This window comes from Segeticoccus sp. (assembly GCF_035708005.1).
Genome location: NZ_DASSTI010000121.1, coordinates 1 through 13,596, shown reverse-complemented (window position 1 = coordinate 13,596; position 13,596 = coordinate 1). Strand labels below are relative to the sequence as shown.

General features: G+C 71.2%; 14 protein-coding genes. 10 read left to right on the top strand and 4 right to left on the bottom strand.

The features are described 5' to 3' along the window. Nucleotides 1-14: 14 nt before the first annotated feature. The 3 genes from atpD (at nucleotide 15) to VFL99_RS11935 (ending at nucleotide 2,341) form a co-directional block, all read left to right on the top strand. The gene (atpD, locus tag VFL99_RS11945) at nucleotides 15-1,478 is read left to right on the top strand and encodes a F0F1 ATP synthase subunit beta (protein ID WP_325106583.1); all 1,464 of its coding nucleotides are present in this window, start codon (nucleotides 15-17) and stop codon (nucleotides 1,476-1,478) included. A gap of 149 nt (nucleotides 1,479-1,627) precedes the next feature. Continuing rightward, nucleotides 1,628-1,894 (top strand): F0F1 ATP synthase subunit epsilon, encoded by a 267-nt coding sequence (locus VFL99_RS11940; protein ID WP_325106582.1) that lies wholly within the window; start codon nucleotides 1,628-1,630, stop codon nucleotides 1,892-1,894. Nucleotides 1,895-1,900: 6 nt separating this feature from the next. Further along, nucleotides 1,901-2,341 (top strand): DUF2550 domain-containing protein, encoded by a 441-nt coding sequence (locus VFL99_RS11935; RefSeq protein ID WP_325106581.1) that lies wholly within the window; start codon nucleotides 1,901-1,903, stop codon nucleotides 2,339-2,341. Between the two features lie 163 nt (nucleotides 2,342-2,504). Here VFL99_RS11935 and VFL99_RS11930 read toward each other — a convergent pair whose 3' ends face one another. Continuing rightward, nucleotides 2,505-3,164 carry a cob(I)yrinic acid a,c-diamide adenosyltransferase gene (locus tag VFL99_RS11930; RefSeq protein WP_325106580.1) on the bottom strand — a complete coding sequence of 220 codons (660 nt, stop codon included), beginning with the start codon at nucleotides 3,162-3,164 and terminating at the stop codon, nucleotides 2,505-2,507. Nucleotides 3,165-3,206: 42 nt separating this feature from the next. Between VFL99_RS11930 and murA the strand changes: the two genes are divergently transcribed. Both murA and VFL99_RS11920 read left to right on the top strand, forming a co-directional pair. After that, nucleotides 3,207-4,490, top strand: a complete 1,284-nt coding sequence (gene murA / locus VFL99_RS11925; protein WP_325106579.1) for a UDP-N-acetylglucosamine 1-carboxyvinyltransferase — start codon at nucleotides 3,207-3,209, stop codon at nucleotides 4,488-4,490. 143 nt (nucleotides 4,491-4,633) lie between these two features. Continuing rightward, the gene (locus tag VFL99_RS11920; RefSeq protein WP_325106578.1) at nucleotides 4,634-4,981 is read left to right on the top strand and encodes an STAS domain-containing protein; all 348 of its coding nucleotides are present in this window, start codon (nucleotides 4,634-4,636) and stop codon (nucleotides 4,979-4,981) included. Nucleotides 4,982-5,055: 74 nt separating this feature from the next. Here VFL99_RS11920 and VFL99_RS11915 read toward each other — a convergent pair whose 3' ends face one another. After that, nucleotides 5,056-6,213: a MalY/PatB family protein gene (locus VFL99_RS11915; RefSeq protein WP_325106577.1), complete on the bottom strand. Its 1,158-nt coding sequence runs from the start codon at nucleotides 6,211-6,213 to the stop codon at nucleotides 5,056-5,058. 143 nt (nucleotides 6,214-6,356) lie between these two features. On the opposite strand from VFL99_RS11915, the gene VFL99_RS11910 reads away from it, so the two are divergent. After that, nucleotides 6,357-6,797 carry a histidine phosphatase family protein gene (locus tag VFL99_RS11910; RefSeq protein ID WP_325106576.1) on the top strand — a complete coding sequence of 147 codons (441 nt, stop codon included), beginning with the start codon at nucleotides 6,357-6,359 and terminating at the stop codon, nucleotides 6,795-6,797. 11 nt (nucleotides 6,798-6,808) lie between these two features. Here the strand turns inward: VFL99_RS11910 and VFL99_RS11905 are convergent, their stop codons facing one another. After that, nucleotides 6,809-8,350 (bottom strand): gamma-glutamyltransferase, encoded by a 1,542-nt coding sequence (locus tag VFL99_RS11905; protein ID WP_325106575.1) that lies wholly within the window; start codon nucleotides 8,348-8,350, stop codon nucleotides 6,809-6,811. Between the two features lie 289 nt (nucleotides 8,351-8,639). Between VFL99_RS11905 and ngcE the strand changes: the two genes are divergently transcribed. From ngcE to VFL99_RS11890, 3 genes are read left to right on the top strand one after another with little or no spacing between them, the layout of a single operon-like run. Continuing rightward, nucleotides 8,640-10,088 (top strand): N-acetylglucosamine/diacetylchitobiose ABC transporter substrate-binding protein, encoded by a 1,449-nt coding sequence (gene ngcE / locus VFL99_RS11900; protein WP_325106574.1) that lies wholly within the window; start codon nucleotides 8,640-8,642, stop codon nucleotides 10,086-10,088. Beyond that, nucleotides 10,085-11,089, top strand: coding sequence for a carbohydrate ABC transporter permease (locus VFL99_RS11895; protein ID WP_325106573.1), 1,005 nt, complete (start codon nucleotides 10,085-10,087; stop codon nucleotides 11,087-11,089). Before ngcE ends, VFL99_RS11895 begins: the two co-directional genes overlap by 4 nt. After that, nucleotides 11,086-11,994: a carbohydrate ABC transporter permease gene (locus tag VFL99_RS11890; protein ID WP_325106572.1), complete on the top strand. Its 909-nt coding sequence runs from the start codon at nucleotides 11,086-11,088 to the stop codon at nucleotides 11,992-11,994. Before VFL99_RS11895 ends, VFL99_RS11890 begins: the two co-directional genes overlap by 4 nt. 3 nt (nucleotides 11,995-11,997) lie before the next feature. On the opposite strand, the gene nucS is transcribed toward VFL99_RS11890, so the two are convergent. Next, nucleotides 11,998-12,702 (bottom strand): endonuclease NucS, encoded by a 705-nt coding sequence (gene nucS, locus VFL99_RS11885; RefSeq protein ID WP_325106571.1) that lies wholly within the window; start codon nucleotides 12,700-12,702, stop codon nucleotides 11,998-12,000. Between the two features lie 124 nt (nucleotides 12,703-12,826). Here nucS and VFL99_RS11880 point away from each other — a divergent pair. Continuing rightward, a partial coding sequence (locus VFL99_RS11880) for a 3-hydroxyacyl-CoA dehydrogenase family protein (RefSeq protein ID WP_325106570.1) occupies nucleotides 12,827-13,596 on the top strand: 770 nt, incomplete at its 3' end.

Here is a 13,596-nt window from a genome sequence, read left to right as displayed (position 1 = left end):
GAAGGAAGAGTCACATGACTGCCACTGTTGCCGAGAACTCAGCGAACGCGACGCCGAGCGAGGGCGGCATCGGCCGGATCTCGCGCGTCATCGGGCCCGTCGTCGACATCGAGTTCGGTGCCGGCGAGATGCCGGAGATGTACAACCTGCTCAAGGTGGAGGTGCAGCTCGGTGACCTCAAGCGCACCCTGAACCTCGAGGTCGCCCAGGACATCGGCGACAACATGGTCCGTGCGATCTCGCTGCAGCCGACCGACGGCCTCGTCCGCGGTGCGGCGGTGCAGGACACCGGCGGCCCGATCACCGTCCCGGTCGGCGACGCCACCCTCGGCCACGTGTTCAACGCCACCGGTGACGTGCTCGACCTGGCGGAGGGCGAGACCCTCGACATCCAGGAGCGGTGGGGCATCCACCGGCCGGCGCCGGCGTTCGACCAGCTCGAGGCCCGCACCCAGATGTTCGAGACCGGCATCAAGGTGATCGACCTGCTCACCCCCTACGTGCAGGGCGGCAAGATCGGCCTGTTCGGTGGTGCCGGTGTGGGCAAGACGGTGCTCATCCAGGAGATGATCGCCCGCGTCGCGCGTGACCACGGCGGTGTGTCGGTGTTCGCCGGTGTGGGGGAGCGCACCCGTGAGGGCAACGACCTGATCAAGGAGATGGCGGAGGCCGGCGTCCTCGGGCAGACCGCCCTCGTCTTCGGCCAGATGGACGAGCCGCCGGGCACCCGGCTGCGCGTGGCGCTGTCGGCGCTCACGATGGCGGAGTACTTCCGCGACGTGCAGAACCAGGACGTGCTGCTGTTCATCGACAACATCTTCCGGTTCACCCAGGCCGGCTCGGAGGTCTCGACCCTGCTCGGTCGTATGCCGTCCGCCGTCGGCTACCAGCCCACCCTCGCCGACGAGATGGGCGTGCTGCAGGAGCGGATCACCTCCACCCGCGGCCACTCGATCACCTCGATGCAGGCGATCTACGTCCCCGCGGACGACTACACCGACCCGGCCCCGGCGACCACGTTCGCCCACCTCGACGCGACCACCGAGCTCTCGCGTGACATCGCCTCGATGGGGATCTACCCGGCGGTGGACCCGCTGACGTCGACCTCGCGGATCCTGGACCCGCGCTACATCACCCGCGAGCACTACGACACCGCGGTGCGCGTGCGCTCGATCCTGCAGCGCAACAAGGAGCTGCAGGACATCATCGCGATCCTCGGTATCGACGAGCTCTCCGAGGAGGACAAGGTCCTCGTCAACCGGGCCCGCCGCATCCAGCGGTTCCTGTCGCAGAACACCTACGTCGCGAAGCAGTTCACCGGCATCGAGGGCTCCACCGTCCCGCTGTCGGAGACGATCGAGGCGTTCACCAAGATCAGCGACGGTGAGTACGACCACGTCCCCGAGCAGGCCTTCTTCATGTGCGGTGGTCTCGACGACGTCGAGCGCCAGGCCAAGGAGCTCGAGAAGAACAGCTGACCCGTCGGCAGCGGGGAGCCCCTCGCCCACCACACCCGTGGGGTGAGGGGCTCCCGCTGTTCCAGCGGCCGTTGCCGTTGGTTCGTCAGGGTCCACGGGGCCGGTAGACTGGCCGGCACCCGAAGGTGTGAGCGGAGGAGAGCACCCGAGTGAGTGAGTTGCACGTCGAGCTGGTCGCCGCCGACCGCAAGGTCTGGGAGGGCGCGGCCCGGCAGGTCAGCGCCCGCAGCATGGCCGGTGAGCTCGGCATCCTGCCCGGCCACACACCGCTGCTCGCGGTCCTCGTCAGCGGCGACGTCCGCATCGAGACGGGGTCGGGGCGTGAGGTGGTCACCGTCGACAGCGGCTTCCTGTCCGTCGACCATGACAACGTGACGATCGTCGCGGAGTCGGTCGAGGGCGCGTCGGTCGCCTGACCGGCCGTGGGCCGCGACCTGCTCCTCTCCGTCGAGGGGCTGGTCGCTGCCGTCATCGCGCTGCTGCTGCTCTTCCTGCTGGGCACCTATCTGCGGCGCCGGGCCATCGCCCGTGGGCGGCCGCTCGTGCTGTGCGCGATCCGCGACCCCCAGGAGACGCGGTGGAAGTTCGGCCTCGCCCGCTACGGCAGCAGCGGTCTCGACTGGTTCCGCCTCGGCGGCGTGTCGGTGCGTCCGGCCTACCACTGGTCGCGCGGGCGCCTGGACCTGGAGGTCCCGCGCCGGCTCGAGGGCGCTGACCGCCTGAGCATCCTTCCCGAGGCCATCGCCGTGCCCTGCCGGCACGGCGACAGCAACTTCGAGCTGGCCCTGGCGCCGGCCTCCTACACCGCCCTGCGCTCCTGGCTGGAGTCCTCGCCGCCGGGTCTGGGCGTCAACGTCGCCTGAATCTGTGCTCCGCGTCGCCCGACGCCGTCACCTCCGCGTCGCCCGACGCCGTCACCCCCGCACTTCTTTGGGACATTTCTGCTGTCCCAGCGTCCGACAGGCACCGAAGAAAGGCGTGGTTGAGGGGCGTGCACCGGCCAGGGAGCGGGGCGGGCTGCGTCGGTCAGGGCCGGCGCTGGTGTCGCTCCGGCTGCTCGGCGCGGCCCCCACCCGGCTGCCAGAGCACATCGCCGCCGGCCCCGAGGTTGGCGACCCGGGCCAGGATGAACAGCAGGTCCGAGAGCCGGTTGAGGTACTTGGCCGTCAGCGGGTTCACTCCGCCGACACCCCGCGCCGCCTTCTCGCCCTCTGCGGGCGCGGGCGCCGGCTGGTCGCCGTGCGCCTCCAGGGCCGCCCACGCGGCGCGCTCGGCCCGCCGGACCACCGTGCGGGCCACGTGCAGGAAGGCCGAGCCCGGCGTGCCGCCGGGCAGGATGAACGAGCGCAGCTTCTCCAGCTCCTCGTTGTAGCGGTCGCAGTCCGCCTCGAGCTCGTCGATCCACTCCGGAAGCACCCGCAGCGGCGGGTACTGGTAGCTCTCCGCGAGCGGGGCACACAGGTCGGCGCCGACATCGAAGAGGTCGTTCTGCACGCGGGTCAGCGTGGCCACCACGTCCTCGCGCAGCTCACCGCAGGCCACGGCCACGCCGATGGCGCTGTTGGCCTCGTCGGTGTCGGCGTAGGCGACCAGCCGCGGGTCGGTCTTCGAGGTGCGGCTGAAGTCCCCGAGGGCGGTGGTGCCGTCGTCGCCGGTGCGCGTGTAGATGCGGTTGAGGATGACCATGCAGCGATCGTCGCAGATCGACGCCGATAGGCTCACGCGGTGATGGAACGGTTCAGAGTCGTCGGCGGCGCCCGGTTGCAGGGCGAGGTTCAGGTGGTGGGCGCCAAGAACAGCGCCCTGAAGCTCATGGCCGCCTCCCTGCTCGCCGCGGGCCGCACCCGACTCACGAACGTGCCGGCGATCCTCGACGTCACGATCATGGCCGAGCTGCTGCGACGGCTGGGCTGCGGTGTCGACTACGAACCAGCCGAGGGCGTGGTCGAGATCGACGTGCCCGAGCAGATCGGGCACCGTGCCGACTACGAGCTCGTCCGCGCCCTGCGGGCCTCGATCTGCGTGCTCGGCCCGTTGGTGGCGCGCTGCCGGGCGGCGGATGTCGCCGTGCCCGGGGGGGACGCGATCGGGTCACGCGGGCTGGACCTGCACGCCTTCGGGCTGCAGGCGCTCGGCGCACAGGTCCACGTCCACCACGGCTACCTGGTGGCCGAGGCCCCGGACGGGCTCGCCGGCGCCGACATCCGCCTGGAGTTCCCCAGCGTGGGAGCGACCGAGAACGTGCTCATGGCCTCGGTCCTCGCTCGGGGCACCACGCGGCTGACGAACGCCGCCCGGGAGCCGGAGATCGTCGACATCGCCGACTTCCTGGTCGAGCTCGGCGCCAAGGTGCACGGCGCCGGGACCACGGTGATCGAGATCGAAGGGGTCGACGCACTGCACCCGACCGAGCACGCGGTGGTGCCGGACCGGATCGCGGCCGGCACGTGGGCCTTCGGCGCGGCCACCACGCGCGGCGACGTGGAGGTCGTCGGCGGGCGCGCCGAGCACCTGTCCGCGGCCCTGGAGCTGCTGGTCGACAACGGCACGTCGGTCCACCCGACCGACCGGGGCTTCCGCGTCACCAACGACGGCCGGCGGCCGCACGCGTTCGACGTCGCGACGCTGCCCTACCCGGGCTTCCCGACCGACCTGCAGCCGCTCGCGCTCGCCTACAACGCGGTCGCCGAGGGCAGCGCGATGGTCACCGAGAACGTCTTCGAGGCCCGCTTCCGCACGGTTCAGGAGCTGGCCCGCCTGGGGGCCGACGCCCGCATCGACGGCCACCACGTCATGGTCCATGGCAACGCCCGGCTCTCCGGGGCACCGGTCGAGGCCAGCGACATCCGCGCCGGAGCCGCCCTGGTCATCGCCGGCCTGGTCGCCGACGGGGTCACCACCGTGAGCGGGGCCCACCACATCGATCGCGGCTACGCCCGCTTCACCGATCTGCTCCAGGGGCTGGGAGCCGACGTGACCCGGGAACCGGACCCTCCGCCATACGTCTCCTGAGGCGGGGTTTCACCAGCGCGAGCCGGCCGCGCCCGAGCGGGCGGAAACGGTCGAGACCGGATCGTTACGCGGGCATACCCAACGTTGACCGTTCTGCAGGCGTCAATAGGGGTGGAGCCAGGGAGCGGGACGAAGGGGAAGTCATGACTGTGATCGCAGCAGGGGCGCACACCGTCGACGTCACCGAGGACCACCTCGGACGGGAGCTGACGGTGTCCGGGCGACTCGATGTCCACACGGTCGCCGACGTGCGGCTGCTCCTGCACCGGGCCGTCGACGACGGCGACGGGGACCTGCTCCTGCACCTGCGCCACGCCGAGGTGGGCGACGCCACCGGCCTCGGGGTCATCGTCGGCGCGCACAACCGGGCCCGACGGGCCGGGAGGCGACTGGTGCTCGTCGATGCCTCACCGCGGCTCGAGCGGCTGCTGCGGGCCTCGCGGCTGAGCCGGGTGCTGGCCCGGCCGGACGCCGCCTCACTCACCGCCTGAGTCGCCTCGCGAGCCTGCGCGGCCTCGCGCACCTGCGCGGCCCCGCGCACCTGCGCGCGGCGCTGACCCGGCCCTCAGGCACTCTCCCAGGCGAGGGCCAGCCGGTCGACGACCTGCTCCACCCGTTCCGGGGAGGTGGCCAGGTTGACGCGCACGTGCCCCTCGCCGCCGGGGCCCCACTCGCGGTGGTCCACCCAGACGCGCCCGCGTTCCAGCGCCACGGCGCCGGGGGAGCCCAGGCCGTAGGCCCGCGCATCCAGCCATGCCAGGTAGGTCGCCTCCAGCGGCCGCATCCGCACCCGTGGCAGCCGCTCGGCCACCAGCTTGCCGAACAGCTGCCGGTTGGCGTCGATGCGCTCCACCACCGCGTCCAGCCAGTCCCGTCCGTCGCGGTATGCCGCGCGCGTGGCGGCCGTGCCCAACGAGGACTGGGTCGGGTGCAACGGGAACGCACGGACCCGGTCGGCGTCGGCGGCGTTCGTGCAGATGACCTGCGCGCACTTCACGCCGGGCATGTTCCACGACTTGGTGGCGGAGGTGAGCGTGACGTAGCGGCTCTCCGGGCCGGCCACGGTCGCGTAGGGCACGTGCTCGTGGCCGGGCAGCACGAGCGGGGCGTGGATCTCGTCGCTGAGCACCATCGCCCCGTGGCGGTCCGCCACGTCGCGCAGCGCGGTCAGCTCCTCACGAGTGAACGCCCGGCCCCACGGGTTGTGCGGGCTGCACAGGACGAGGGTGCGCGCCCCGGCCGCCAGCTCGCGGTCGATCGCCTCGAGGTCGTGGGTGGCGCGCAGCGCATCCGGGTCGTGGGCCACGGTCACCAGGCGGCGGCCGGTGTGCGCGGGCACCTCGAGGAACGGTGGGTAGGCCGGGGTCGGCACGACGACCGGCGCGTCCTCGCACAGGGTCGTGATCACGCGGGCGAGGGCCTCCACGACATCGCCGGCGAGGACGATGTGCGCCGGGTCGGGGTGCCAGCCCCAGCGGTCGGCGGCGAAGTCGGCCAGCGCCTCCGGGACCCCGGTCACCTCGTCCGGCGGGCCGTAACCGAGCCGGCCCACGTCGACCGCCTCGTGCAGCGCCCGGGCGATCGGCTCGGCCACCGCGAAGTCCATCTCGGCCACCCAGGCCGGCAGGACGCCCGGGGGCGCCGCGGCCCACTTGATCGCGCCGGTCGCCCGCAGCTGCTCGTCCGTGCGGTCGACGATGAGGCCCTCGTGCGGTTCTGCCATGGGGTGATCCTCGCACCGGGGTGTCGAGCGGGCAGGCGGGGCTGGGCAGGGTGTCGTGCGGGCAGGCCGGGGCGGCGTCCCAGGTGTCGGGCCGGTCGGGTGAGACGCGGCTGGGTGCCGGCGGGTCGGCATACCCTCGGAGCGTGAGCGACCTGCAGTGCCCGGCGACCTTCTGGTTCCTGCCCGCGGGGACCCGGGCAGATCCGGGCGCAGATCCCGGCGCGGAATCGGACGGTGGCCCGGCCCTGCTGGAGCGGTTGCGAACGGTGCTCGGTGCGACCGCGGTTGCCGGCGTCTACACCGGCCCGGCCGGTGAGCCGTTCGCGGCCGCGGCCGCCGCTGCCCTCGACGCCCCGTTGCACACCACTTCGGACCTCCACGGCCACGCGACCGACGAGGACGCGCAGGATGCCGCGCGACGCTGGCAGAAGGCGGTCGAGGAGCTGGCCGACCTCTACCGCGGGGAGACCGTGCTGGTCGTCGGGGACGAGGACACCCTCAGGGTGGTGCTTCCCGGCCGGGCGGCAGGCGTGGTCCGCGTCGAGGTGGACGGCGACGGCTGGCGGGTGACCGAGCGCGCCTGACCGGGACGGCCTCACCCCACCGCGGTGGCCGCCGCCCGCCGCGGGTCCGCGGCCGCGCTCAGCACGCTCTGGCCGCTGCGCAGCGCCGCGCCGACGCCGCCGAAGTACATCGACGTGCTCGGGTGCGCCACGACCGGCAGACCGCTGCCCGCGAGACCGGCCGCGAGCCGCGCGTCCTGCTCGAACTCCACCCGCGGCTGCCCACCCGGAAAGCTGATGTGCAGGCGCGGCGCGTCGATCGCCTGCTGCAGGTCCGCCCCCTCGACGCAGTACGCGTGCAGCACCTGCATCAACGCGGTGGTGATCCGGTCGGCGCCCGGCGTCCCGATCGCCAGCCGGTCGCCTGCCGCGCCGACCGCGGTGGTCGGCGCCATGTTGGAGGCGAGCCGCGTCCCCGGGGCCAGCGCGTGCAGCCCGCGCCGGTTGAGCTCGGGCTCGCCGAGGCAGTTGTTGAGCATCAGCCCGGTGCCCGGGACGGTCGCCCCCGAGCCGTAGCCCGCGGACGCCGTCACCGCGCAGGCCGTGCCGTCCTCGTCCACCACCGACACGTGCGCCGTCGAGGACGAGGTCGGCAACCCGGCCAGCCCGCCCCGCGCCACCACCTCGAGCAGCTCCCGGCCGGCGGCCTCGAGGTCCGGTGCCACGTCGAGCCGGTCCCGCCGGTAGCCCAGCACGGCGCGTTGCACCGCCGCCACGCGCGCCACCTCGGGCGCGGGCTCGTCGCCGAGCAGCCGCAGCAGCGCGGTCAGCACGGGCCCCCCGATGGAGGGTGGCGGGTTGGTGGCCAGCCGCCAGGCCCCCAGCCTCGTCGTGAGTGCCGGGCGCACCACCGCGCGGTATGCCGTGAGGTCGGCTGCCGTGACCAGCCCACCTCGCTGCTCCATGTCCTCGACGAGGACGCGGCCGAGCTCGCCGGTGTAGACCGCGTCGGCACCGTGGTCGGCGATCGTCCGCAGGGAGGAGGCGAGCTCGGGGGAGCGCAGCACGTCGCCGGCTTCGACGACCGCACCGTCCGGGCGGGACAGGAACGCGTGCGTCTCGTCGTCCCAGCCGAAGAGCGTGTCGTGGGTGATCGCGAGGTAGCTGGCCGCGGCCGTGCCGAGGGGGAAGCCCCGCTCGGCCGCCGCCACGGCGGGGGCGAGCAACTCGGCCCAGGGGGCGCTCCCGTAGCGGTCGTGGGCCTCCTGGAAGCAGGCGAAGACGCCGGGGGTGGCCACTGACCCGTGTCCGGCCTGGATGGTGATCCCGCCGCCGTAGCTGGTGGTGATCTCGCGCAGCCCGCCCCCGAAGCGCTCGCGGGCCAGCCCGCGCCCCGGCATCTCGACGCTGCCGTCGACGACCACGGGGTCACCCCCGACGGGCCAGACGTTGAGGAACGCGCCGCCCATGGGGCTGACGACGCCCGGCTCGGTCACCATCGCCACGCCCATCGCCGCGATGGCCGCGTCCACGGCGTTGCCGCCGGCGTGGACGAGGTCCAGTCCGGCCTGGGCCGCCAGCGGGCTGGTGGCCGCCACGGCGGCGCGGCGGTGCTGGCCCTTCCTGCCGTTCATGTCCATGATTGTGCCGACCAGATCACGGCAGCGGCGCGCGGAACCTCTTACCAGAGTGCCGGGGAAGGTGCATACTGCCGGATACGCACACACATCCGCGCTTTTTTTACGCAGTCACGAGCCCCGTCTCTGCGGGTCACGGTTGAGCAAAGATGCGAGGAAAAGGGCTAGGACGAAGCATAAACGCGCACTAGGGTGACTGGCGCCGAGGCCGACGGCCGACCACGATGGCCGGCGACCGTGAGCTGCGGCGGCGGGGACGCCCGCACCGACAAGGAAGGCAGTAGAGATGAGCGAAGAGAAGTCCTTCGACCGTCGTACGTTCATGCGGGGTGCGCTGGCGGCGGCCGCCCTCGCACCGCTGGGGGGAGCGCTCGCCAGCTGCGCCGCCGGGGGAGGCGGTTCCGCGTCCACGGGGGCCTCGTCCGCGGCCGGTGGCGCCAGCGGGGCGGCCACGGGCGCCGCGAAGGCATCCGCGGACAACCCCTTCGGGCTGGCCAAGGGCTCCACGATCGATGCCGTGATCTTCAACGGCGGCTACGGCACCGACTATGTCGACTTCGCCGCGAAGATCGTGCAGAAGGACCACGAGGGGGTGACGACCAAGGTCTCTCCCTCGACCCAGATCGCCCAGGAGCTGCAGCCGCGCTTCGTCAGTGGCAACCCGCCGGACCTCATCGATGACTCCGGTGCGAACAAGATCGGCTACAACGCGATCGTCAGCCAGCTCGAGGACCTCGAGGACGTGGTCAACGCCAAGAACCTCGAGGGCAAGACGATCAAGGACACGCTCTACCCGGGCACGCTGGACCCGGGCATGTTCAACGGCAAGATGGCCGCGATCAACTACGTGCTGACGATCTACGGCGTCTGGTACTCCAGCAGCCTGTTCGACCAGCACGGCTGGCAGCCCCCCAAGACCTGGGACGAGGCGATGGCCCTGGGCAAGAAGGCCAAGGCCGAGGGCAAGTACCTCTTCGTCTGGGGCAAGGAGGCGGCCAACTACTACGAGAAGCTCACCGTCGGCTCGGCCATCAAGGAGGGCGGCGACGAGGTGCGCCTCGCGCTGGGCAACCTCGAGCCGAAGTGCTGGTCGCACCCGGCCATCCAGGGCGTCTTCAAGGCGCTGGAGGCGATCGTCAAGGCCGGTTACGTGAAGCCGGGCGGCGCCGGGACGCAGTTCACCCGGGCCCAGGCCCAGTGGAGCCAGGCGGAGCAGGCCATCCTCTACCCGTCCGGGTCGTGGATCGAGAACGAGATGAAGAAGCAGACCAAGGCCGGGTTCAAGATGAAGGGCTTCCCGGCGATGACTCTCACCGACCACGCCGCGATGCCGCACACCGCGTTGCACAGCGAAGCGGCCGAGGCCTACATCGTCCCGAGCAAGGGCCACAACCCGGCGGGCGGCAAGGAGCTGCTGCGCACGATGCTGTCCAAGGAGGCCGCGGCCAACTTCGCCAAGACCCGGCTCGCGTCCACCATCGTCAAGGGCACCGTCCCCGCCGACGGCTTCGGCTCGACGGCGTTGCAGTCGCAGATCCAGATGCTCGACGCGGCCGGCAAGGACGTGTTCAGCTTCCAGTTCTCCGACATCTACGGGATGGGTGCCGACGAGCTGGTCCTGTGGAACTCCTTCCTGGCCGGCAACGCCAACGTCAGTGACCTCACGCAGGGACTGCAGAAGATCACCGACAAGGTGCGCAACGACGACTCCATCAAGAAGATCAAGGTCACATGACCAATCCCGCTGTGCCGGCCGGCGAGGGCGCTTCGCCCTCGCCGGCCCGGAAGTCGCACAAACCCGGCGGCCGGACGCTCACCTTCGACAAGGTGAGCTTCTTCGTCGTCTGTCTCGGGGTGCCGCTCGCGGTCTTCCTGCTGTTCGTGATCTGGCCGTTCGTGCAGGCCTTCTACTACTCCCTGACGAACTGGTCGGGCTTCTCCACCTCGATGCAGTTCATCGGGCTGGACAACTACGTGACCCTGTTCACCGACGACACGTTCCTGAAGGCGCTGCGCAACAACGTGCTGCTGGCCCTGGTGGTCCCGTTCGTCACCCTCACCCTCGCCCTCGCGCTCGCCACCATGCTGACGGTCGGGGGACGCTCCACCGGCGCCGTGCAGGGGCTGCGCCGCTCGGGCCTGTACCGGGTGATCTCCTTCTTCCCGTACGCCATCCCGGCCATTGTCATCGGCCTCATCTGGAACCAGGTGTACGACCCGTCGGCCGGCCTGCTGAACGGCATCCTCACCAAGCTCGGGATCAGCAGCGCCCACGGATTCCCGTGGCTGGGGGACAGCCGGACCGCCATCTGGTCGGTCATGTTCGTGATCATCTGGAGCATGGTCGGCTTCTACACGATCCTGTTCGTGGCGGCCATCAAAGGGATCCCGGCCGAGCTCTACGACGCGGCCCGGATCGACGGTGCCGGCCGGCTGCGCACCGCCTTCTCGGTGACGATCCCGCTGATCCGTGAGAACGTGCAGACGGCCTACATCTACCTCGGCATCCTCGTGCTCGACGCCTTCGTCTACATGCAGGCGCTGGAGCCGGGCGGCGGGCCGCAGAACTCCACGCTGACCATGTCCCAGGACCTGTATGTCACCGCGTTCCAGCAGAGCAAGTTCGGGCTCGCCAGTGCCATGGGTGTGGTGCTGGCCCTGGTGACGTTGACCTTCGCGGCGGTGGTCTTCAGCGTGAACCGGCTCGCCGGCGGCCGAACGAGGGCGAAGGCATGACCACCGACACGACCGGCGCGATCGAGCGCACCACGCCCGGGGCGACGCCGGGTCGGGCACCGGGCGGCAAGCCGGCCACCACGGGCCGCGGTTTCGAGATCACCTCGCACGCGGTGCTCGCCATCTGGTGCGTCATCATCGTCGCGCCGCTGCTGTGGACCCTGATGAGCTCGTTCAAGACGAGCAAGGAGATCTTCGCCTCACCGTTCAGCCCGCCCAAGCACTGGGGCTTCAGCAACTACGTCGAGGCGTGGTCGGGGTCCGGCATCGGCCGGTCCTTCGTCAACACGGTGATCGTGGTCGGCTGCGCCCTCGTGATCGTGATGGTCCTGGGCGCGATGTGCGCCTACGTGCTGAGCCGCTACCGCTTCCCGGGGGCCCGGGCGATCTACTACCTGATGCTCGCCGGGCTGACCTTCCCGATCTTCCTCGCGATCGTGCCGCTGTTCTTCGTCCTGCAGAACTTCGGCCTGCTCAACACCCTGCCGGGGCTGACGATCACCTACGTGGCGTTCGCCCTGCCGTTCACGGTGTTCTTCCTCTACCCGTTCTTCGGCGCCCTGCCGGATGAGGTGTCCGAGGCGGCGGACCTCGACGGGGCCGGCGAGTGGACGAAGTTCTTCCGCATCATGCTCCCGATGGCCAAGCCCGGCATGGCCTCGGTGGCGACCTTCAACTTCCTCGGTCTGTGGAACCAGTTCCTCCTGCCCGTGGCGTTGAACACCACGGAGGACAACTACGTGCTCACCCAGCGGATGGCCTCGTTCGCCTCCCAGGCCGGCTACGCGGTGAACTTCGGGGCGCTGTTCGCCGGCGTGGTCATCACGGTGGTGCCGGTGCTGGTCGTCTACGTGATCTTCCAGCGCCAGCTGCAGGGCTCGGTCAGCCAGGGGACGATGAAGTAGGCCTCAGAACAGGCGGGTGTCGGCGTCGTCGATGCCGCGCAACGCGTCGTAGTCGAGGGTCACACACCGTATGCCACGGTCGGTCGCCAGCGTGCGTGCCTGCGGCTTGATCTGCTGCGCGGCGAAGACTCCGGTGACGGGCCCCGCCGCCGTCAGGTGCGGGTCCCGGTTCATCAGCTCCAGGTAGCGGGTCAGCTGCTCGACCCCGTCGATCTCACCGCGCCGCTTGATCTCCACGGCCACGCACGCGCCGGCGGCGTCCTTGCACAGGATGTCGACCGGCCCGATCGCGGTCAGGTACTCCCGGCGCACGAGGGTGTAGCCGTCGCCGAGGGTGGTGATGTGCTGCGCCAACAGCTTCTGCAGGTGGGCCTCGACGCCGTCCTTGACGAGGCCGGGGTCGATGCCCAGCTCGTGGGAGGAGTCGTGCAGCACCTCGTGCAGCCGCACCCGCAGGTGGTCCTCGGACTTGGCGTGCTGCACGCGCCACACCGCCTGCACGCCCTCGGCGCGCTCGTCGTCCTCCGGCTCCAGCTCGGCCATGGTGCACGGCGGCGCCATCCAGTTCAGCGGCTTGTACGAGCCGCCGTCGCTGTGCACGAGCACCGATCCGTCGGCCTTGACCATGAGCAGCCGCGTGGCGAGGGGCAGGTGGGCCGTCAGCCGGCCCTCGTAGTCCACGCTGCAGCGGGCGATGACGACGCGCACCCCGGCACTCTACGAGGTGGGCAGCGGGCGGCGAGCACTCGGCATACCGCGGGTGGGGGGCAGTGCACTGGCAGGTGCACCCGCTGGGGCGGGAGCGCACTCCGGCTCTGCAAGACTGCGCGACATGGCTCGTGAGATCAACAGCGTCGGAGTGGTCGGGCTGGGCACCATGGGTGCCGGCATCGTCGAGGTGTTCGCCCGCGGAGGGGTGCGCGTGGTCGGCGCCGAGAACACCCCCGAGCTCGCCGAGCGGGGCCGGGGGATCCTCGAGAAGTCGACCCAGCGGGCCGTCGACCGCGGCAAGCTCGCCGAGGCGGACCGCGCGGCGCTGCTGGGGCGCGTCACCTTCACCCACCGGCTGGACGACCTGGCCGACGTCGACCTCGCCATCGAGGCCGTGCCCGAGAAGCTCGACCTCAAGCGGCAGGTGTTCGCCGAGCTCGACCGCGTCGTCGGGCCCGAGGCGGTGCTCGCCACCAACACCTCCAGCCTGTCGGTGACCGAGATCGCCGTGGCGACCGGCCGCCCGGAGCGGGTGGTCGGCATGCACTTCTTCAACCCCGCGCCGGTGCTCAAGCTGGTCGAGGTGATCCGCACGGTCGTCGCGGACGAGCAGGTCGTGGCGTCGGTGCGCGACCTGGCCACCCGGCTCGGCAAGAAGCCGGTCGTGGTGGGGGACCAGGCGGGGTTCATCGCGAACGCACTGCTCTTCGGCTACCTCAACCGAGCGATCGGCATGCTGCAGAACGGCTTTGCCAGCCGGGAGGACATCGACACCGCCATGACGGTCGGCGCCGGGCTGCCGATGGGGCCGTTCACCCTGCTCGACCTGATCGGGCTGGACGTCGCGCTCGAGATCAGCGAGGTGATGTTCGCCCACAGCCGCGACCCGCT

Excerpts from the sequence above, each read along its gene's own strand:
- atpD (WP_325106583.1), top strand. The coding sequence starts at position 15 with ATGACTGCCACTGTTGCCGAGAACTCAGCGAACGCGACGCCGAGCGAG.
- VFL99_RS11930 (WP_325106580.1), bottom strand. The coding sequence starts at position 3,164 with ATGGTCATCCTCAACCGCATCTACACGCGCACCGGCGACGACGGCACC.
- murA (WP_325106579.1), top strand. The coding sequence starts at position 3,207 with ATGGAACGGTTCAGAGTCGTCGGCGGCGCCCGGTTGCAGGGCGAGGTT.
- VFL99_RS11920 (WP_325106578.1), top strand. The coding sequence starts at position 4,634 with ATGACTGTGATCGCAGCAGGGGCGCACACCGTCGACGTCACCGAGGAC.
- VFL99_RS11915 (WP_325106577.1), bottom strand. The coding sequence starts at position 6,213 with ATGGCAGAACCGCACGAGGGCCTCATCGTCGACCGCACGGACGAGCAG.
- VFL99_RS11905 (WP_325106575.1), bottom strand. The coding sequence starts at position 8,350 with ATGAACGGCAGGAAGGGCCAGCACCGCCGCGCCGCCGTGGCGGCCACC.
- ngcE (WP_325106574.1), top strand. The coding sequence starts at position 8,640 with ATGAGCGAAGAGAAGTCCTTCGACCGTCGTACGTTCATGCGGGGTGCG.
- VFL99_RS11895 (WP_325106573.1), top strand. The coding sequence starts at position 10,085 with ATGACCAATCCCGCTGTGCCGGCCGGCGAGGGCGCTTCGCCCTCGCCG.
- VFL99_RS11890 (WP_325106572.1), top strand. The coding sequence starts at position 11,086 with ATGACCACCGACACGACCGGCGCGATCGAGCGCACCACGCCCGGGGCG.